Below are 17180 nucleotides of genomic sequence, written 5' to 3'. Positions count from 1 at the left end.
GGCATCGTCACCATCGGGTGCGGGGTCGGACCGCGTTCGCCCGGTCGACGAGCAGGTCATGGGCAGCGCGCCGGGCGTCGACGCGAACGGCCCGCCGGAAGCGGCCCGAGCGCGCCACCACCACCGGGTCGGGAAGTTCGGCGTGGTGCGCCTGCTGGCCCAGGGCCCGGTAGGACCCCTCCAGCAACTCGCGGATGGCACGTTCGGTCGGCGGCGCGGCCAGCACCGGGCCGCCGGTCAGATCGGCGGCGTCCCCGGAACGGGCCAGGTCGAGCGCCATTTCCCGAATCGCCGTGATCAGCCGGTCGCGTGCCTCGCCGTCGAGATTCAGCGCGGCCAGCCGGTGGACGGCCTGGTTGAGCTCACCGGCGGTGGGTGGACCGCCGGGCAACCGGGACGACAGCACCCGCGCCGCGGCGACCCGGGCGGCGTCGTGATGCCGGGAGAGCGCGGGCACCTCGTCGAGGACCGCCACCGCCCCGGCCCGGTCGGTCGTCGCCAGGCGGAGCCGGGCCAGCCCGAACGCCGCGCTGGCCTGGAAGGGATCTCGCTGCCAGACGGCCGCGTAGTAGCGAGCCGCCCGCACGTGGTCGCCGCCCCGCTCGGCGCAGTAGCCGAGCGCGAGCTTCGGGGCGACCTCACCCGGGATGTCACTGTAGACCGCGTCGAACTGCTGCCCCGCCTCGTCGATCCGGTCGGCGGCGAGCGCGAGCAGCCCGCGGTGCCAGGCGATCCGCCAGTCGACGTCGCCTCGGGTGCCGGTCATCGTCTCGGCGCTACCCAGCGCCGCGGTGGCCGAGTCGAGATCGGCCAGCGCGAGGTGCGCCCGACACCTGCTCAACTCGATCTCCACCGACGTCTGCTCGACAATGGCCAGCTCACGCAGCAGCGCCTGCGGGTCCGACGCGTCGACCGTGCGCAGCACGTCCACAGCCGGGTCGTCCGGGTCGGGTCGGGGCACCGCCAGGCCGAACGCCACATCGACGGAGGCGGGTAGACCGTCGTCCAGCAGGGTGCTGTCGCCCGCGTCGATCCAGACACGCAGTGGCAGGACCAGCCCGAGCCCCGCGTCCAGCAGCCGGGCGGAGGGTTGGAAGAGCGAGATCGGCTCGGGCTGACGCCGGTCCGGTTGACCCGCCAGGATCTCCCGCAACACCCCGAGGAGTTGCTCGGACATCTCGGTGGCGGAGGCGAACCGCCGGTCCCAGTCGGGACGGACCGCCCGGGCGACGAGCCGGCGGAACGACTCGATGCCGAGGGCGTCCGGGGCCGCGCCGGGAGTATCCGGGCCGGGCGTGCGGGACCGGTACAACTCCTCCAACGTACGACCGACGGCGAACAGGTCGGAGCGCTCGGTCGGCCCTCGGGTCTGGAACTCGGTCCGGCTGACCGAGAAGTCGACGGAGTGGACGATCCCCTCGGTGCCGCTGTCGGCCTTGCGGACCCCGCCCAGGTCGATCACCTTGATCCGGTCGGCGGTGCGCATCACGTTGTCGGGCTTCATGTCGGTGTAGAGCAGCCCGCGCCGGTGCAGGTAGTCGAGTGCGGCGAGGATCTCGTGACCGTAGGCGAGGATGTGGTCGATCGGCAGCGAGACATCCGGCTGTCGGGGGTCCTTCGCGGCGACCTGCAACCTGCGCAGCGACATGCCGTCGAGGTAGTCCATCACGATGTAACCGGTGGGGCCGGCGACCGGGTCGTCGTGGGTGGCGAAGTCGATGCTCCGCACGATGTTCGGGTGGTCCAGCGCGTTGAGGAACCGTCGTTCCTCGACGGCGGCCTTGAGGGAGGCCTCGTCGGCGGCGTGCAGCACACCCTTGAGCGCGACGTCGACGTGGTCGTTGTGGGTGTCGTGGGCGAGGTAGACCCACCCCTGCCCGCCCCGGGCCACACAGCGGACCACCTTGTAGCGGTCGGCGACGACATCGTTGGCGCGCAGGCCGGGACGGAAGTTGAACGGCGTCGGGGTCGGGCAGTAGGGGCAGAACCCGCTGTCCCGACCGGGTCGTCCGCCCCGGCTCCGACCGACCGGGTGACCCTTGGGGCAGAAGCGGAACTCCTCGGGCACCCGCAGTGGTGCGGTCGTCGCCCCGTCGGGCGAGAAGGTCAGCACCGGCAGGGGGACGATGCTTGCCACCGTCCAGATGTCGCGACCGGTCGACCGGGACGGCGCGGCGGCCGGCGTGGCGGTGCCGGCGGGCAGCGGTGCCAGGCCGCAGACGTCACAGAACCCGGTTTCGTCGACAGTGCCGGTGCAGCCTGGCCAGTTGCACGGTGTCACGACCCACCCCCGCCGCGTTGGCCGCCAACTCGGTATGAAACCGCCTCGGTGTATTCGCGGACCGCCGCCTCGGCGGTTGCCAGATCGCACGGCGCGGCCATGAGCAGGTCGTGTCCGCCCCGGTACGACGTGCCGAGCGCGGGATCCTCGGCGAAGCCGTGCTGCACGGCCATCGCGCGATAGGCGCCCAGCCGGCCGCGCAGCTCCGACCAGAGATCCTCCCGGGCCACGATCTCCCGCCGGACCGACTCGGCCTCGGCCAGCGCCCGATCGGTGGCGCGCTCGGTAGAGGCGAGCAGGTTGGCCAGGACGGCGCTGTCGGTGGTGGCAGCGGCGGCGCGCAGCTTGGTCAGCTGGATGCGCAGCTCGGTCGCCATCGGCTGGAGCCGGGGCACGTCGGCGACCATGGCGGCTGCCCTGCGGTATGCCCGCCGGGCGGCCTCCTCGCTGGCCTGGAGGCTGGCGACACGACGAGCCAGCAGCGTGGTACGCAACCGGATGGACTCGCCTCGGAAGGTCAGCAGCATCCGCAGATCCCGTGTCGACGCCTGGTCGACCAGGGGCAGCACCACGTCGGACAGCAGCGTCTCCGGGTCGGTGGCCTCGTCGATGTTGTTGATGATCATCGAGCGAGGCGTCGACTCGACGGCCCGGTCGCCCTCCGGCGGCGTGGTCGCGGCGTCGGCGCCGTCGGCCCAGTCGGCGATCCGCTGGGAGACCTCTGCCGTGCTCCGGTCCGTCGCGTCCACCGCGAGGTCGATGCTGCCGATCGGCGGAGCGTCCGAGAGGTGATCCGAGTCGACCGATGATCGAAGCTCACGGCTGGAGAGCACGGCGGCCTGACGCACCGCCTCGGCGATGTCGGAATCGTGGTGCTGGTTGATGATGACCAGCACGTTGTCGGGCGAGAGGCGACCGAAGAAGTTCGCGATCTGACGAAGGACCCGCGGGTTTGCCAGAGTGCCGTCGGAGGACCGGAAGCTCGGGTCGACCGAGGACTCGCCGGGCACCCGGTCACGAAGCCACGGGAGGCGGTTCAGGATCGTCTCGACCGGGATCATCCACGACAGGCCGCTGCCCTGGTCGGCACCGCCGACCACGTCGCCCTCGCGGTCGTCAACCTCGTACGTGCTGACCACCATCCCGACGACGTGCCCGGTCTGCGCGTCGACCACCGCCGTGCCGCTGAAGCCGCGGCTGACCCGGAGCTCGGTCGCCGCGGAGACCATCTGGATCCGTTCCCACCCCGCCCCGGACCGGCCCTTGAGTTTCGCCTCGACGCGTACGCCGTGCACGACTGTTGCCGGGAAGCCGTACATGAAGACGCGGCGGTCCACGGTCACCGTGCGGCGCAGCGGCGCGAACGGGCCTTGCGACATCGGCTCGGCTAGCTCGAGCAACGCGATGTCGTCTCGTTCGTCGGGGGTGGGTGGCCACCAGCAGCCGGGCACGACCCGGGCCGACACCGTCCGGCTGCCCGGCTGGCCGAGGAGGTCGACAAGGACCTCCCCGGAGGGCTCACTGCTGGATGACCTGCTCTCGCCGCCCTTGCTGACGACGTGGGCGCAGGTCAGGACGTGACGAGCATCCAACGCCAGCCCGGCGCCTCGCACCACGCCGTCGGTCCTGCGGACGCGAACCAGCCATGGCTCGTTACCAGGACTGACCGCCACTTCGCTGAGGGTAATGGAACCGGATCACATCCGTTGACCCCCGTCGTTGCGTACATCCCGGTTTGCGGCTCTTGCCCGGACTATTCTGCCGCGCGAGCGGGCGGCAGCCGTCAGGACACGCTCGGCGCGGTGATCGCCCAGCGCTCGTGGTCGCGCCAGGCGCCGTCGACGAACAGGTAGTCCGGGGAGAAGCCCTCCAACCGGAAACCGAGCTTGCGGGCCACCCGGCGGGACGGTTCGTTGCCCGGTTGGATGTTCGCCTCCAACCGGTGCAGGCCGACCGTGTGGAACGCGTGGTCGATCACCAGCGCGACGCCCGCCGAGGCGTGCCCGGTCCCGCTGTACGGCTGGAACGCCGCGTATCCCAGGTAACCACCACGCAGGGCACCCAGCACGATCCCGCTGATGTTCACGTAGCCGGCGATCGCACCGCTGGCCCGGTCACAGATCAGGTAGCCGGCACTGTCCCGGCGGCGGATGCGCCGCAGGTAACGGTCGTACTCCTCCGGGCTGGCCGGCGCGACCAACCACGGGTGGTGCAGGTCCCGACTGCGCCGGGTGGCGGCGACGAACTCGTCGGCGTCGGTGGGCCGGGGCCGCCGGATCGCGGCGGGACCACCGGTACGCAGGTATCTCACGGCCGACCACCCTGACCGACCGGTGCCGATCGTGTCCACTCCTCCCGAGCCCTGAGCAGGGCGGGGAGGTGCTCCTTGCTCCAGGTGCGCGCCGCCTCGATCAGGGTCAACAGCGTGCGCCCCAGCTCGGTGAGCTCGTACTCGACGCGCGGCGGATTTTCCGGGTACGCGGTCCGCACCACCAGCCCGTCGCGTTCCATCGCTCGCAGGGTCTGCGTCAGCACCTTGGGTGTGACGCCCCGAAGCGGCACCCGGATCTCCGTGAAGCGACGCCGCCCGCCCTGCAGGCAGAGCACGACCATCCCGGTCCACTTGTCACCGATCTGGAACGGCAGGGCACCGGAGGGGCACATCGGATCGAACATCTCGGGATCCAGTTCCGTCATGGTATGCCCCCATCCATCCCCGTTTCCTTGTAGTAACCAGTATCTCGTAGATACCGTTCCCGGGGTTCGCAGCGACAGCCAGACGGGGGACGAATCCATGAGCAGCATCGCCATCTTCGGGGCCGGCGGCAGGGCGGGACGGGCCATCACCGCCGAGGCGCGCGCCCGTGGACATCGGGTCACCGCCGTCGTCCGGAATCCGGGCACGATCAGCGACATCGGCACGGACGGCGTCGCGGTGGTCCGGGGCGACGTCACGGACCCGCACTCGACGTACACGATCTCCGAGGGTCACGACGCCGTGGTCAGCGCGGTCAGCCCCGCGTCCGGACCCGAGGCGCTGGCCGCCCTCGGCCAGCTCGACGACCGGTTCTTCGTCAAGGCCGTCGACGCGCTCCTGCACGGCATGACCGAGGCCGGTGTGCCCCGCCTCGTCCTCATCGGACTCTTCGCCAACCTTCGCGACGAGCAGGGCCGTCTGATCCTGGACGACCCCGCGGCGTTCCCCGGTCACCTGCGTCCGTTCGCCCTGTCGCACACCGCCGGCCTGGACCGGCTCCGCGCGGCGGACACCCCGGTCGACTGGCTCATGCTCACTCCCCCGGCGATGCTGGACGCGGCCGGCCCTCGGCTGGGCCGCTACCACCTCGGCGGGGATCGCGTCCCCCCGTCGGGATCGACGACCCTGTCGTACGCCGATCTCGCGGTCGCGGTGCTCGACGAGATCGAGACCCCCCGACACCACCGCACCCGCGTCTCGGTCTTCGACTGACCCACGGCGTCCGAGCCCGGGCGGCCCGGGTCAGCGGGGCGTCAACACCGCGAACTCGACGCCGTCCGGATCGGCCAACAGCACCCGGCCGCCGACGTCGCTCAGGTCGATGACCGTCGCGCCGAGCGAGATCAGACGGTCGATCTCCGCCTTTCGGTCGACGTCGGCGGACGGGGCGATGTCGAAGCGCACCCGCTCCCTGCCCCCGTTCGGCATGTACGGCGGACCGCCCCAGGAGATCTTCGTGCCGCCGTTGGGTGACTGGATCGCGGTCTCCTCGCCCTGGTCCCAGACCAGCGGCCACCCCAGCGCCGCGCTCCAGAAGTAGCCGACCTGCTGTGATCCGTCGCAGGCCAGAGCGCCGACCGGCCCGCAGCCGGCGAGGAAGTTGTTGCCCGGCGGGATCACGTCGAACTCGTTGCCCTCGGGGTCGGCGAGCACCACGTGATCGATGTCCGGGCCCTGGCCGATGTCTGCGTGCCGTCCGCCGAGCTCCAGTGCCCTGGCCACCTTCTGCCGCTGGTCCTCCAGCGAGCTGCTGGTCAGGTCGAAGTGCATCCGGTTCTGGACGACCTTCGGCTGCTCGTACGGGGCGAAGCGGATCCGGAACTCGGTGTCGTTGGTGGGCAGGACCAGTACGCCGTCCTGTGGATCGTCGACCACGTCCCGATCGAGGAGCCCCGACCAGAACCGCGCGAGTCGCAGGGGCTGGTGCGCGTCAAACGTGATCGCGAACAGGTGTGCCGTCATCGCTTCGCCCGTCTCCCGTCCGGCCGGACGCCGCGCCAGCCGATGGTGCGGGAGCCTAGGTGCGAGCCGGGATCATCCGCACCCGAGTTTTCGGCGCGCCGTGGTCAGCGGACGGGATACGCCGCGGCGGTGAAGGCGTGCAGGGCGATCTCGGCCGACTGTTCCAGTTGGTCTCGCCGGGCTCCGGCTGCCGCGTGCACGGCCTGCCCCTCGGTGACGACGCTGAGGAAGCGGGCCAGTGCGGTGGGGTCGACCTCCGGTGGGAGGTCGCCCTCCTCGACGGCACGGGCGAAGCGAGCGGCCAGGGCTGTTTCGCCAGTCAGCCGGCTGGCCGCGAGGAAGTCGGCGATCGCCGCGTTGTCGGTGCCGCAGGCGGTGCCGCCCTGAATCGAGAGGCAGCCGGCGGGACGGTCGGGTCGGGTCAGTGCCACCGCGTTCTCCCGCAGCAGCACCGCCGCCACGTCCCGGGCGGTGGGCTGGGCCAGCGCGTCGCGCGCGTACGCCATCTCGACGTCCGCGTACCGGGCCACCACCGTGCGGAACAGGCCCTCCTTGTTGCCGAACGCGGCGTAGAGGCTGGGTTTGTTGATGCCCATGGCCCCGGTGAGCTCGGCCAGCGAGGCGCCCTCGTAGCCGTGTCGCCAGAACACCTCCATCGCCCGATCCAGGGCCTCGTCGGTGTCGAAACCACGCGGTCGTCCGGTCTGGGTCATCTCCCGCACCTCCTCACCGCACCGACTCTACCGCCCGACGAAACCGATCGGTACAGAAGTTTGGGGAATGGCGGTGGACCCTGCTAGGTTTCGTTTCATACCGAGCGGTACAGAAATCCTGGAGGGAGTCGTCATGGACACGGTGAGGCGCGCGCTCGGCCCGGTCGGGATCTGGAGCGGCCCACCCGATTCCGGCCAACCGGCGCCTTCTCGGCGCACTGGGTCCGAAGATGGTCGATCTGGCCAGCTCGCGGACCTCCGGGTGGCACCCGTTCCTCGTGACGCCCGAGTACTCGGCGGCGCAACGGGCGCGCGTGGGCGAAGCCCCACTCATCGCCGCGCACCTGGCGGTCGTCCTCGACCGTGATCCGAGCCGGGCACGGGCGGCCGCCCGGGACGGCATCGGGATGTTCATCGGTTTCCCCGCCTACCGCGCCAACCTGGCCCGCCTCGGCTTCGGCGAGGACGACCTGGTCCCGGGCGGCAGCGACCGGCTCATCGACGCCCTCGTCGCCCGGGGCGACCTCGACGACGTCGCCGACCGCATCCAGGCCCACCTGGACGCGGGCGCCGACCACGTCACCCTGCACGTCCTGCGGCCCGACGCCGGCGACGGCGCCGACCCGCCGCGGCAGCAGTGGCGGGAGCTCGCCACGCTGCTGTCCCGCTTCTGAAACACCAACCCCAAGGAGTACGACTCATGGCTCAGCTCAATGGCAAGACCGCCCTGGTCACCGGTGGCACCACAGGCATCGGCCTGGCCGCTGCACGCCGCTTCGCGGCCGAGGGCGCGCACGTCTTCGTCACCGGCCGCCGCCAGCAGCAGCTGGACGAGGCCGTCCAGGCCATCGGCCCGAACGCCACGGGGATCCGCAGCGACGTCAGCAGCCTCGACGACCTCGACCGCGTCTTCGCGGCGATCACGGCCCGCGGCAACGGACTGGACGTGCTGTTCGCCAATGCCGGCGGAGGGGAGTTCGCCGCCCTGGGCACCATCACCGAGGAGCACTACTCGGATGCCTTCGACCGCAACGTGCGCGGCACCATGTTCACCGTCCAGAAAGCCCTGCCGGTGCTCAACGACGGCGCGTCGATCATCCTGGCCGGCTCGACCGCGGCGACGAAGGGCGGTCCCGCCTTCGGCGTCTACGCCGCCTCCAAGGCCGCCATCCGATCGTTCGGCCGCACCTGGGCCGCCGAGCTGGCCGGTCGCCAGATCCGCGTCAACACCCTGGTCCCGGGCCCGACCGAGACTCCGGGCATCACCGGGCTGGCCGCCAGCCCGCAGGAGGCGCCCGCGCTCCTGCAGATGCTCGCCGCCACGGTGCCGCTGGGCCGGATGGGCCAGCCGGAGGAGATCGCCAACGCCGCGCTGTTCCTGGCCTCCGACCAGAGCAGCTTCATGACCGGCGGCGAGATCTTCGTCGACGGTGGCGCGAACCAGGTCTGACCAGGACAGTCGCTCGACCACGGCGCCGGCCGGCGACGAAACGCCGGCCGGCGCTCATCGGGCCAGAGCGTCGGCGAGGCGGGCGATCCCGTACTCGTACGCCTGGTCGACATCGCCGCCCAGGTTGAAGGCCCCGGCCATCTCCATGCTGACGAATCCGTTCGCCCACGCGGTGAGCGTGCGGGCGGCGTCCAGGGCGTGGTGGTCGCCGGCGAGTGTGGCGGTCACCCGCAGCACGGGTTCGACGGCGCGGGTCAGGGCCTCCATGCTGGGCCCGGCGGGGTCGGGTCGCGCCGCGAAGATCAGTTGGTAGCCCCTCGGCCGGGCGTGCGCGAACGCGCGGAAGGCACGGGCCAGCTCGGCCAGCTCGCGGCGCGGATCGGTGCCGACACCGATCGCCGCGAGCCGTTCGCCGAGGTCGCGGACGGTGGCGTCGGTAATGAGGCGCACCAGGTCGTCACGGTTTCGCACCCGCTTGTACAGCGACGGGGCGCGCACGCCGACCCGGTCGGCGACGGCCTGCATGGTCAGCCGGGCGATGCCCGCCGCCTCCAGGATGTCGCGTCCCGCGTCGACGATGGCGTCGAGGGAGGTCCGATCGGGCGTGGGCATGCCGCTTCCCTCCGGATGGGTGGGTCGGTCCGATGGCTATTGACCATAGCCATGATGGCTATGTACCGTAGCCATCATGCCGACGATAGCAATCCCGAACCGGGTGCGGCGATGAGGCTCGCCCCGCACCTGCGCCGCATCGGCAACGACATCGTGGCCGTCTACCTCGTCGACACCGACGAGGGTGTGACGATCATCGACGCGGGCCTGGCCGGACACTGGCGCGAGCTGCTGGCCGAGCTGTCGGACCTGGGCCGCTCGGTGGACGACATCCGCGGTGTCGTCCTCACCCACGGCGACACCGACCACCTCGGGTTCGCCGAACGGCTCCGGCGCGACCACGGAGTGCCGATCTACGTGCACGAGGCGGACGCCGCCCGCGCGCGGGGCGAGGTCAAGGCCGACGTCTCGTGGGGCACGATGAAGCTCGGCGCGACGGCCGGCTTCTTCTGGTACGCGATGCGCAGGGGTGGACTCCGCACCACCCACCTCACCGAGGTCGTCACCGTGCACGACGGCCAGGTGCTCGACCTGCCCGGCGCGCCCCGCGTCATCGGAGTCCCCGGGCACTCGGCGGGCAGCATCGCCATCCACGTGCCCGTGGCCGACGCGATCTTCGTCGGCGACGCCCTGACCACCCGGCACGTGCTGACCGGCCAGCGGGGCCCGCAACCCGCGCCCTTCACCGACGACCCCCACCAGGCGTTGGCGTCGCTGCGCCACCTGGAAGACGTCCAGGCGACGTGGGTGCTGCCGGGCCACGGCACCCCGTGGTCGGGTGGAGTCGCCGAGGCGATTCACGCGATCAGGGCCGTCGCCGGTGCCTGACCCCGCCCGGCCGACCCGTCAGAGTGGGCCGGGAAACGTCTGTTCCAACGGCATCGGCACCTGCAGGTACGTGGTGCCGCGCAGGTCCAGCCACGCCCGGTCCGGTCCGCGGACCAGTCGCACCATCACCTCCGCGCAGGAGGGGCAGCGGGCGACCAGGCCCGGGGCGTGCGAGTAGACGTGCAGGCTGGCCATCGAGCCGGTCGTCCCGCAGTTTTCGCATCGGCCCATCGCGCTGCTCAGGTCGACGGTGAACAGCTCACGCATCGGGCCGTCGAGCATGTTGCCGTCCAGGTACGACATCTCGGTCATCGGATCTCCTCGAGGTACGGGAGCGGGCGGGCGGTCAGCCGGTGGGGCCGAAGCGTTCGGTCTTGACCCGCCGCGACGGATGACCCAGCCCCACCAGCAGGTCGGCCACGGTCTCCACGAACGCGGTCGGACCGCACACGTAGGTGAGCGGTTCCAGGTCCGGCGGCCAACCGTGCGTGTTGACGTCGGCCAGCCCGATCCGGTGCGGCTCGCCGCGCCAGCCCTCGGGCGCCTCGCGGGTGTAGACGTACGCGATGTCCAGGCCGAAGTCGTCGCGGACCCGGCGGCGCAGCTCGTCGGCGTAGATCACGTCGCCGGGTGTGCGCACCGAGTAGATCAGCCGGAACGGCGCCTTGCTGCCGGTCGCCCGCCGGGCCCGGATCATCGCCATCAACGGCACGATGCCCGAACCACCGGCGACCAACTGCACCGGCGCGGTCTCCTCGGGCCGCCAGATGAACCAGCCACCGAGCGGCCCGCGGACCTCCAGCGGGTCGCCGTCGGCAAAGACATCGATGAGGTACGGGGACACCTCGCCCTCGTGCACGCGCTGGACGGTCACCTCGATGCGCGGGCCACCCGGGCCGTCCACGACGGGCCCGGCAATGGAGTACGACCGTGCCGCCTGGTAACCGTCCGGAGCGGTGAGCCGCAGGTCGACGTGCTGCCCCGGCAGGTGCCCCGGCCAGTCCGGCACCTCCAGCACCAGGGTCTGCGCGGTCGGTGTCTCCACCCGGCGCTCCACCAGCCGGCCGACCTGCCACCGGTTGGCCGTCCGGGGTGGCTTGCTCGTGGCCACGGCGCGCTCAGTCACCCTGGTACCGCTGTTCGCGCCACGGGTCGCCGTAGTCGTGGTATCCGGCGGTCTCCCAGAACCCCGGCTCGTCCATCGTCTTGAGACGAATGCCGCGCACCCACTTGGCGGACTTCCAGAAGTACAGGTGCGGCACCAGCATGCGCGCGGGGCCGCCGTGTTCGGCGGGCAGCGGCGCACCCTCGAAGGTGTGCACCAGCCAGGCCCGTCCTCCGCGCAGGTCGTCGAGCGGCAGGTTTGTGGTGTAGCCGCCGTAGGAGTGCGTGAGCGCGAAGTGGGCCCCGGTGTCGACGCCGTCGAGCAGGGTGTCCAGGGAGACGCCCTGCCACGTGGTGCCGAGCTTGGACCAGCGGGTGACGCAGTGGATGTCCACCGTCGGCGTCTCCTGCGGCAGGGCCATCATCTCCTGCCACGACCACCGGTGCTCGCTGCCGTTCTCGGCGGAGATGACGAACTCCCAGGTGTCCAGGGACACCCGGGGCGTCGGACCGGCCGAGAGCACCGGATAGTCCTCGGTCAGGTACTGGCCCGGTGGCAGGGCCGGCTCCTGCGTTCGGGGCCGACCCTGAAAGCCCGGTGACACGATTCCCATTGCACAGTCGTACCACCCGCGCCGGCCCGGCCGGGAGCTTTCCCGCGTACCTCCTCGTCGCCCCGGCGCGGCGCGGTCAGTGCCGCTCCGCGACGACCTCGCGCTCCTCGGGCACGTCGCCGCCACGGGTGGCGCGCAGGCTGGTCACGGTGACCACCACCAGCACGCCGACGATCACGCCGAGCGAGGCCAGCGTGGGGATCTGCGGCACACTGTCCCAGATGCCGTGCGCCCAGTGCAGACCGAGCTTGAGGCCGATGAACGCCAGGATGACGGCCAGGCCGTAGCTGAGGTGCACCAGCCGGCTCAGCGCCGCGTGCAGGACGAAGTAGAGCGCCCGCAGGCCGAGCAGGGCGAACGCGTTGGTGGCGAAGACCAGGTACGGGTCCTCGGTGATGCCGTAGACCGCCGGCACCGAGTCGACGGCGAAGACGATGTCGGTGGCCAGCACCGCGACCACCACCAGCGCGAACGGGGTGAGCGCTCGCCTCGCGCCCTGCCGGACGGTCATCTTCGTGCCGTGGTAGTCGTCGACCACCGGCATGACCTTGCGCAGCAGTTTCACCGACCGCATCTTGTTGATGTCGACTTCCTGCTGATGCCCGGACATGGCGTCGCGCAGCAGCTTCACCGCCGTGGCGACGAGGATGATCGCGAAGAGCAGGAAGGCGAAGTCGAGGGTCTGCAACGCCGCCGCGCCGAGGGCGATGAAGACGGCCCGCAGCACCAGCGCGCCGGCGATGCCGTAGAGCAGCACCCGCTGGGCGAGCACGGCCGGCACCGCGAACGCGGCCAGCAGCAGCATGAAGACGAAGAGGTTGTCGACCGAGAGGGACTTCTCCACCAGGTAACCGGTCAGGTACTCCACGCCCTGCTGGGAGCCGTAGCGGGACCAGAGCCAGCCGCCGAACGCGAGCGGCAGCGCGATGTAGAACGCCGACCAGCCGATCGCCTCCCGCATCGACACCTCGTGCGGGCGGCGCGTGACCAGGAAATCCAACACCAACAGCAGGAGTACGCCGATGATGGTCACCGCCCACAGCGTGGGCGTGCCCACCGACGACAGGTCGCTGGCGGCGGACAGGTATGACACTTCGCTCATTGGGGTCTCCTCGAACACCGTCATGTTCGAGGTCTCCTTCACCCATCACCTGATGGGCAACCACCCGAGGCGCGCCGGGCGCGCCGTACTGACCGGAATGGTTCGTGGGAAGTACTCCCCTCGCACGACAAGGTTAGGCCAGGCCGAATCCCCACGCCAAGCGGGACATCGATGGTTGCCCTGGTAAACAGCTGTGTGTGCGGTGGTCAGCCACGGCGCAGCGCCGCCCCCGGTGCCATCGCCGGCTCCACCAGGTCCCGGTAGTCCCTCGGCAGTTGGGTGACGACATCGTCGAACTCACCACCGGTGATCGCCTCCCGCAGGGTGGTGAAGACCGCCCGCGCGGCGTCCCGGGCGGCCGGCTCCCGCACGCCCGCGCGCAACGCCACCCGGGCGACGAACTCGGCCGCCCCGAACCGGTCCGCCTGCTCGGTGTTCGGGCTCGGCTTCAGCACCAGTTGCAACGGCTGCGGCAACTGGGCGGCCAGGTCCAGGACCTCACCGCCGGTCAGCCGCTCGGCGAACGTCTCCAGAACGGCGTGCGTCACCTCGACCGCCTGCTCGGAGGACGTCGCGGTGCGGTGGGAAACCTGGTCGATGAAGGTGTCGTAGTTCATCGCGTACTCCCTCGGTCTCGCGTCGGCGTCTGCGGGTACCCGCGGCGGCGGAGGGGAAACGGCGCCGGGATTCCTCGGCCGCTCGGGCGTGACCGGCCGGCGGGTGGGTAACCGCCGCCGGTCGTGACCACATCGATGCCCCGAGGGAGCCCACGCCATGGCGAGCTACGCCGACGTCCTGCAGTACCTGTCGAGCCTGGACTACCCGGCCGAGAAGGACGACGTGGTCCGCGAGGCCGAACGCGAGGGCGCCCCGCCGGACGTGCTGAAGGCGTTGCGGGCCCTGCCGCCGGTGGACTACGCCAACGGCACCGAGGTCGCCCGGTCGGCCGGCATCGAGGCCGCGCCCGAGGTGGGTCCCGCGCAGCGCGCCGAGCAGGCCCGGGACAAGACGCACAACCGGGTCTCGCAACATCTGCGCGGCATCTGACCCGGCGGTGGCGGCCACGGCTTCGACACCGGGGCGTCGCCGATGACCCACACCGGCCCCGCATCCCGACCGTCGTCCCGCCCACCGGACGCGCGCTTCCCGGCCGCCGTGCAGCTCGCCGTGGTGGCGGTGGTGGGCGTCATCGCCGGCTGCCTCTTCGCGCTGCTGCTGCCCCTACCGCTCGCCGCGCTCGCCGGCTGGGACGTCGGCGCGTTGAGCTGGCTCGTGCTGGTCTGGCACAAGCTCTGGCCGATGAACGCCGAGCGGACCGCCCGACTGGCCGTCCACGAGGACCCGAACCGGGCGATCCGCGACGCGCTGCTGCTCGTCGCCTGCCTGGCGAGCCTGCTGGCCGTGGGACTGGTGGTGGCCAGCGCCCAGAGCGCGCCACCCGGGCTGGGGCGGGAGGCGCACGGCGGCCTCGGCGTGCTCAGCGTGGTGCTGTCCTGGTTCGTGGTGCACACCGTGTTCGCCGCCCGGTACGCCCGGATCTACTACACCGGCCCGGACGGCGGGGTGAACTTCAACCAGTCCGAGCCGCCGCGCTACTCCGACTTCGCGTACGTCGCGTTCACCATCGGGACGACGTTCCAGATCTCCGACACCAACCTCACCAGCAACGAGATGCGTCGTACGGTGCTCCGGCACTCGATGGTGTCGTACCTGTTCGGTGCCTTCATCATCGCCGTGACCGTGAACCTGTTGGCGGGTCTGGCCAACTGAGCGGGGGCGGGTCGCGCTGGCCCCGGGGACGGCACAGGGTGGCACGGAAGGAAGGGCCGGGACAGGCGGGCGCCCCTGGTCGCGAACCGCGACCCAGGGCGCCACGCAAGCCTGCCCAGGCGGTGAACCACGTCCGAACCGGTCGCGGTCACCAGGCGGTGGATGCCCGCCCGAACCGAGCGGTCACCACTGCCGGGTCCAACCATACGACAGAACATCCTCCGTTTGGTCAGAATTTGGTGAAGTGTGGGCCAGGGCACGTCACCGCCGGCCCGTCACCTCCGCGTACCGGTGCTCCAGGTCGACCCGGGCCAACGCCCCCACCAGCCAGGCGAGCTGCTCCGACTCGCCGCTGGCCAAGCCGGCCAGGTCGTCCGCCGACCTGCCCAGGCCCAGCCGACGGGCCGCGGCCAACGCCCGACGGTCCGCGACCGGGGCCACCTCCCGCCACAGCGCCTGCGTCTCGCGGAGGAACAACTCGACGACCTGACCGTCCACGCCCGGAAGCTCGCCAAGGAGCGCCAACTCCCGGGCGGGGTCGTGTCGCGCCACCGCCCGCAGGCGGCGCAGGTCGCCCCGGTACCGCTCGACCACCGTGCGGGCCAGGTCACCCAACACGTCGGCCAACGCGTCCACGTCGCCGCGCTGACCACTGGCGCGCAGCACCCGGACCCGGTCCGCAATGGGTGAACGGGCCAGCCGGGCCGCGCTGTCCCACCCCTCGTCGCGCAACGCCCGCGCCCCGTCCAACGCCCGACGGAAGTCGCCCCGACGGGCCAGCAGCACCGACAGGTACAGCACCTGGAAGAGACTCGCGGGGTTGTTTGTCACCCGAAAGCCGTACTGCTCGGCGAAGCCCCGTCCGCTGCCGGCGAGGCGGCGCGCCAGGCGCTTGCGGTCCGCCACGGGCGTGATCAGAGTGCTCGACATCCCGGCGACTACCCGGGTGCCCCTCGGTCACACCCGGCCCTGGTCGGGCGGTGTCAGCCGTGCAGGCCGCCGGTGCGGTCGCGGGCCTTCAGGCGGGTGGTGGGCAGGGCCGGGGCCGGCAGTGGTGGCGCCGCATCGTCGGCGACCACGCCGAACCGGCCGTCCCCCGCCATCCAGTCCGCCCGGGCGGCGGCGATCTCCTCGTGCGAGCGGCCGACGAAGTTCCACCACATGACAAGCGGCTCCTCGAACGGCGCACCGCCCAGCAGCAACAACCGCGCCCCGGCCCCGCCGCGCACGGTCAGCTCCCGGCGACCCGAGCCCAGATAGAGCAGCTCCCCCGGCTCGAATCCCACCTCGGCGGCCTCGGCGGCGCCGGACATCGCCAGCAGGGCGTACTCGAAGTCGGGCCGCAGCTCCAGCGTCGTCGGCGCCTCGCCGCTCAGTTCCACCTGCACGCCGACCAGCGGGGTGTGCACCACCGCGGGCGAGCGCTGCCCGGCGAACTCTCCGACCAGCAGCGTCAGTTCCAGATCCCCGGCACGCCAACGCGGCAGGTCGGCGTGGTGCGCGAAGTCGGCAGCTCCGGCCCGCGCCGGGTCCGGCAGCGCCACCCAGAGCTGCACGCCGTGCATCACCGGCGGGTGGACGGCCGGCGACCGCTCGGAGTGCGCGATGCCGTGCCCCGAGGTCATCACGTTCAGTTGACCGGGCCGGATCGGCTGAACGTTGCCGAGGCTGTCGCGGTGCAGGATCTCGCCGTCGAGCAGCCACGTCACCGTCTGCAGGCCGGTGTGCGGGTGCGGCGGCACCTCCATGCCCGGCCGTTGCGCCACATCGTCCGGGCCGAAATGGTCCACGAAACACCAGGCGCCGACCATCCGGCGGACCCGCTGCGGCAACAGCCGCCGCACCGTCGTGTACCGACCCAACGGCACGTCGTGGCCGGGCAACAACACACTGCCGGGATCCACGTCGGCCACGCCAGGTGGCCGGGTCTGCGCCAGCATCGATTCGGTACGCTCCACCGCCCGACTGTACGCGCACGCCCACGAGCCGACGCGGCGCTTCCTCGACCTGTTCCCGCTCGACAGCCAGGTCGAGGTGGATCCGCTCGGCGGAGCGGCCCCGGTCCGGGTGGGCCGAGCACCGCGCCCGCGGCCACCCGTCCCACCCTCGGCGGAGCGGCCCCCGGTCCGACTGGGACGAGCACCGCGCCCGCGGCCACCCGTCCCACTGCTCGCCCGGCCGAATCCCCTCGGATCACGGTCCGGCTGGCTGTCCGTCGCCGCTGCCGCCGCCATGTCGCCGCCTCGCGGGTCACCGCGCCGGAGCTGGTGGGCACCCGCCCGCCGACGAGACGCCCTCGGCGTCGGCGGGCATGTTCCACCGCCGCAGGCGTTGCCAATTCCGCACTCCCGATCGCCGCCGGGCGCAGATCTTGGACACTTTCCGTTACGCGGGCGGGCTCAACTGGTGGTTGCAACACCCTTCCGTGATCTTCGTTGGGGTGGTTATGGCGTCGAGGTTGAGCCCGCTGGAGCGGGAGCAGATCGG

20 protein-coding genes are annotated in these 17180 nt (G+C 71.6%); 6 read left to right on the top strand and 14 right to left on the bottom strand.

Annotated elements, in window-relative coordinates; genetic code table 11:
• Window positions 1-7 precede the first annotated feature (7 nt).
• From ACGFH8_RS28810 to ACGFH8_RS28795, 4 genes are all read right to left on the bottom strand, one after another.
• Complete coding sequence (locus ACGFH8_RS28810) at window positions 8-2281, bottom strand: tetratricopeptide repeat protein (RefSeq protein WP_393373130.1); 2274 nt, start codon at window positions 2279-2281, stop codon at window positions 8-10.
• On the bottom strand, window positions 2278-3954 hold the full coding sequence (locus tag ACGFH8_RS28805; RefSeq protein ID WP_393373128.1) for a serine protease: 1677 nt from the start codon (window positions 3952-3954) through the stop codon (window positions 2278-2280). Before ACGFH8_RS28805 ends, ACGFH8_RS28810 begins: the two co-directional genes overlap by 4 nt.
• A 110-nt stretch (window positions 3955-4064) precedes the next feature.
• Window positions 4065-4592 carry a GNAT family N-acetyltransferase gene (locus ACGFH8_RS28800; RefSeq protein ID WP_393373126.1) on the bottom strand — a complete coding sequence of 176 codons (528 nt, stop codon included), beginning with the start codon at window positions 4590-4592 and terminating at the stop codon, window positions 4065-4067.
• Complete coding sequence (locus ACGFH8_RS28795; RefSeq protein WP_393373124.1) at window positions 4589-4978, bottom strand: winged helix-turn-helix transcriptional regulator; 390 nt, start codon at window positions 4976-4978, stop codon at window positions 4589-4591. The genes ACGFH8_RS28800 and ACGFH8_RS28795 overlap by 4 nt, the downstream gene beginning before the upstream one ends.
• Window positions 4979-5075: 97 nt before the next feature.
• Between ACGFH8_RS28795 and ACGFH8_RS28790 the strand changes: the two genes are divergently transcribed.
• Window positions 5076-5750 carry an NAD(P)-dependent oxidoreductase gene (locus ACGFH8_RS28790; RefSeq protein ID WP_393373122.1) on the top strand — a complete coding sequence of 225 codons (675 nt, stop codon included), beginning with the start codon at window positions 5076-5078 and terminating at the stop codon, window positions 5748-5750.
• Between the two features lie 30 nt (window positions 5751-5780).
• On the opposite strand, the gene ACGFH8_RS28785 is transcribed toward ACGFH8_RS28790, so the two are convergent.
• Both ACGFH8_RS28785 and ACGFH8_RS28780 read right to left on the bottom strand, forming a co-directional pair.
• Window positions 5781-6500 (bottom strand): VOC family protein, encoded by a 720-nt coding sequence (locus tag ACGFH8_RS28785; RefSeq protein ID WP_393373120.1) that lies wholly within the window; start codon window positions 6498-6500, stop codon window positions 5781-5783.
• A gap of 104 nt (window positions 6501-6604) precedes the next feature.
• Window positions 6605-7213 carry a TetR/AcrR family transcriptional regulator gene (locus tag ACGFH8_RS28780; protein ID WP_393373118.1) on the bottom strand — a complete coding sequence of 203 codons (609 nt, stop codon included), beginning with the start codon at window positions 7211-7213 and terminating at the stop codon, window positions 6605-6607.
• Between the two features lie 230 nt (window positions 7214-7443).
• Here ACGFH8_RS28780 and ACGFH8_RS28775 point away from each other — a divergent pair, with 230 nt between their 5' ends.
• Window positions 7444-7887 (top strand): hypothetical protein, encoded by a 444-nt coding sequence (locus tag ACGFH8_RS28775; RefSeq protein ID WP_393373115.1) that lies wholly within the window; start codon window positions 7444-7446, stop codon window positions 7885-7887.
• A 26-nt stretch (window positions 7888-7913) separates the two neighbouring features.
• A complete protein-coding gene (locus ACGFH8_RS28770; protein ID WP_393373114.1) occupies window positions 7914-8663 on the top strand; it encodes an SDR family oxidoreductase in 750 nt (249 codons plus the stop codon).
• 54 nt (window positions 8664-8717) lie between these two features.
• Here ACGFH8_RS28770 and ACGFH8_RS28765 read toward each other — a convergent pair whose 3' ends face one another.
• Entirely contained in the window at window positions 8718-9275 is a 558-nt protein-coding gene (locus ACGFH8_RS28765; RefSeq protein ID WP_393373111.1) for a TetR/AcrR family transcriptional regulator, read from the bottom strand.
• 111 nt (window positions 9276-9386) lie between these two features.
• Here ACGFH8_RS28765 and ACGFH8_RS28760 point away from each other — a divergent pair, with 111 nt between their 5' ends.
• Window positions 9387-10103: an MBL fold metallo-hydrolase gene (locus tag ACGFH8_RS28760; protein ID WP_393373109.1), complete on the top strand. Its 717-nt coding sequence runs from the start codon at window positions 9387-9389 to the stop codon at window positions 10101-10103.
• 18 nt (window positions 10104-10121) lie between these two features.
• On the opposite strand, the gene ACGFH8_RS28755 is transcribed toward ACGFH8_RS28760, so the two are convergent.
• The 5 genes from ACGFH8_RS28755 to ACGFH8_RS28735 all read right to left on the bottom strand — a co-directional run bounded on the left by ACGFH8_RS28755 (window position 10122) and on the right by ACGFH8_RS28735 (window position 13540).
• On the bottom strand, window positions 10122-10415 hold the full coding sequence (locus ACGFH8_RS28755) for a DUF6510 family protein (RefSeq protein ID WP_393373107.1): 294 nt from the start codon (window positions 10413-10415) through the stop codon (window positions 10122-10124).
• A gap of 34 nt (window positions 10416-10449) precedes the next feature.
• Window positions 10450-11214 carry a ferredoxin reductase gene (locus ACGFH8_RS28750; protein WP_393373576.1) on the bottom strand — a complete coding sequence of 255 codons (765 nt, stop codon included), beginning with the start codon at window positions 11212-11214 and terminating at the stop codon, window positions 10450-10452.
• A gap of 7 nt (window positions 11215-11221) precedes the next feature.
• The gene (locus tag ACGFH8_RS28745; RefSeq protein ID WP_393373104.1) at window positions 11222-11821 is read right to left on the bottom strand and encodes a sulfite oxidase-like oxidoreductase; all 600 of its coding nucleotides are present in this window, start codon (window positions 11819-11821) and stop codon (window positions 11222-11224) included.
• A gap of 76 nt (window positions 11822-11897) precedes the next feature.
• Window positions 11898-12923, bottom strand: coding sequence for a TerC/Alx family metal homeostasis membrane protein (locus ACGFH8_RS28740; RefSeq protein ID WP_393373102.1), 1026 nt, complete (start codon window positions 12921-12923; stop codon window positions 11898-11900).
• A 206-nt stretch (window positions 12924-13129) separates the two neighbouring features.
• A complete protein-coding gene (locus tag ACGFH8_RS28735; RefSeq protein ID WP_393373100.1) occupies window positions 13130-13540 on the bottom strand; it encodes a DUF2267 domain-containing protein in 411 nt (136 codons plus the stop codon).
• Window positions 13541-13697: 157 nt separating this feature from the next.
• Here ACGFH8_RS28735 and ACGFH8_RS28730 point away from each other — a divergent pair, with 157 nt between their 5' ends.
• Together ACGFH8_RS28730 and ACGFH8_RS28725 are read left to right on the top strand one after the other, a co-directional pair.
• The gene (locus ACGFH8_RS28730; protein ID WP_328654669.1) at window positions 13698-13970 is read left to right on the top strand and encodes a DUF2795 domain-containing protein; all 273 of its coding nucleotides are present in this window, start codon (window positions 13698-13700) and stop codon (window positions 13968-13970) included.
• A gap of 42 nt (window positions 13971-14012) precedes the next feature.
• Window positions 14013-14693 (top strand): DUF1345 domain-containing protein, encoded by a 681-nt coding sequence (locus tag ACGFH8_RS28725; protein ID WP_393373097.1) that lies wholly within the window; start codon window positions 14013-14015, stop codon window positions 14691-14693.
• Window positions 14694-14954: 261 nt separating this feature from the next.
• Here the strand turns inward: ACGFH8_RS28725 and ACGFH8_RS28720 are convergent, their stop codons facing one another.
• Together ACGFH8_RS28720 and ACGFH8_RS28715 are read right to left on the bottom strand one after the other, a co-directional pair.
• On the bottom strand, window positions 14955-15623 hold the full coding sequence (locus tag ACGFH8_RS28720; RefSeq protein ID WP_393373094.1) for a hypothetical protein: 669 nt from the start codon (window positions 15621-15623) through the stop codon (window positions 14955-14957).
• Window positions 15624-15676: 53 nt separating this feature from the next.
• A complete protein-coding gene (locus ACGFH8_RS28715; RefSeq protein WP_393373093.1) occupies window positions 15677-16651 on the bottom strand; it encodes a pirin family protein in 975 nt (324 codons plus the stop codon).
• Window positions 16652-17180: the final 529 nt, after the last annotated feature.

The organism is Micromonospora sp. NPDC049175, assembly GCF_043197345.1.
Taxonomy (GTDB): domain Bacteria; phylum Actinomycetota; class Actinomycetes; order Mycobacteriales; family Micromonosporaceae; genus Micromonospora.
Note: the sequence above shows the minus strand (reverse complement) of the source record. Positions and strands in the feature narration are given on the sequence as shown.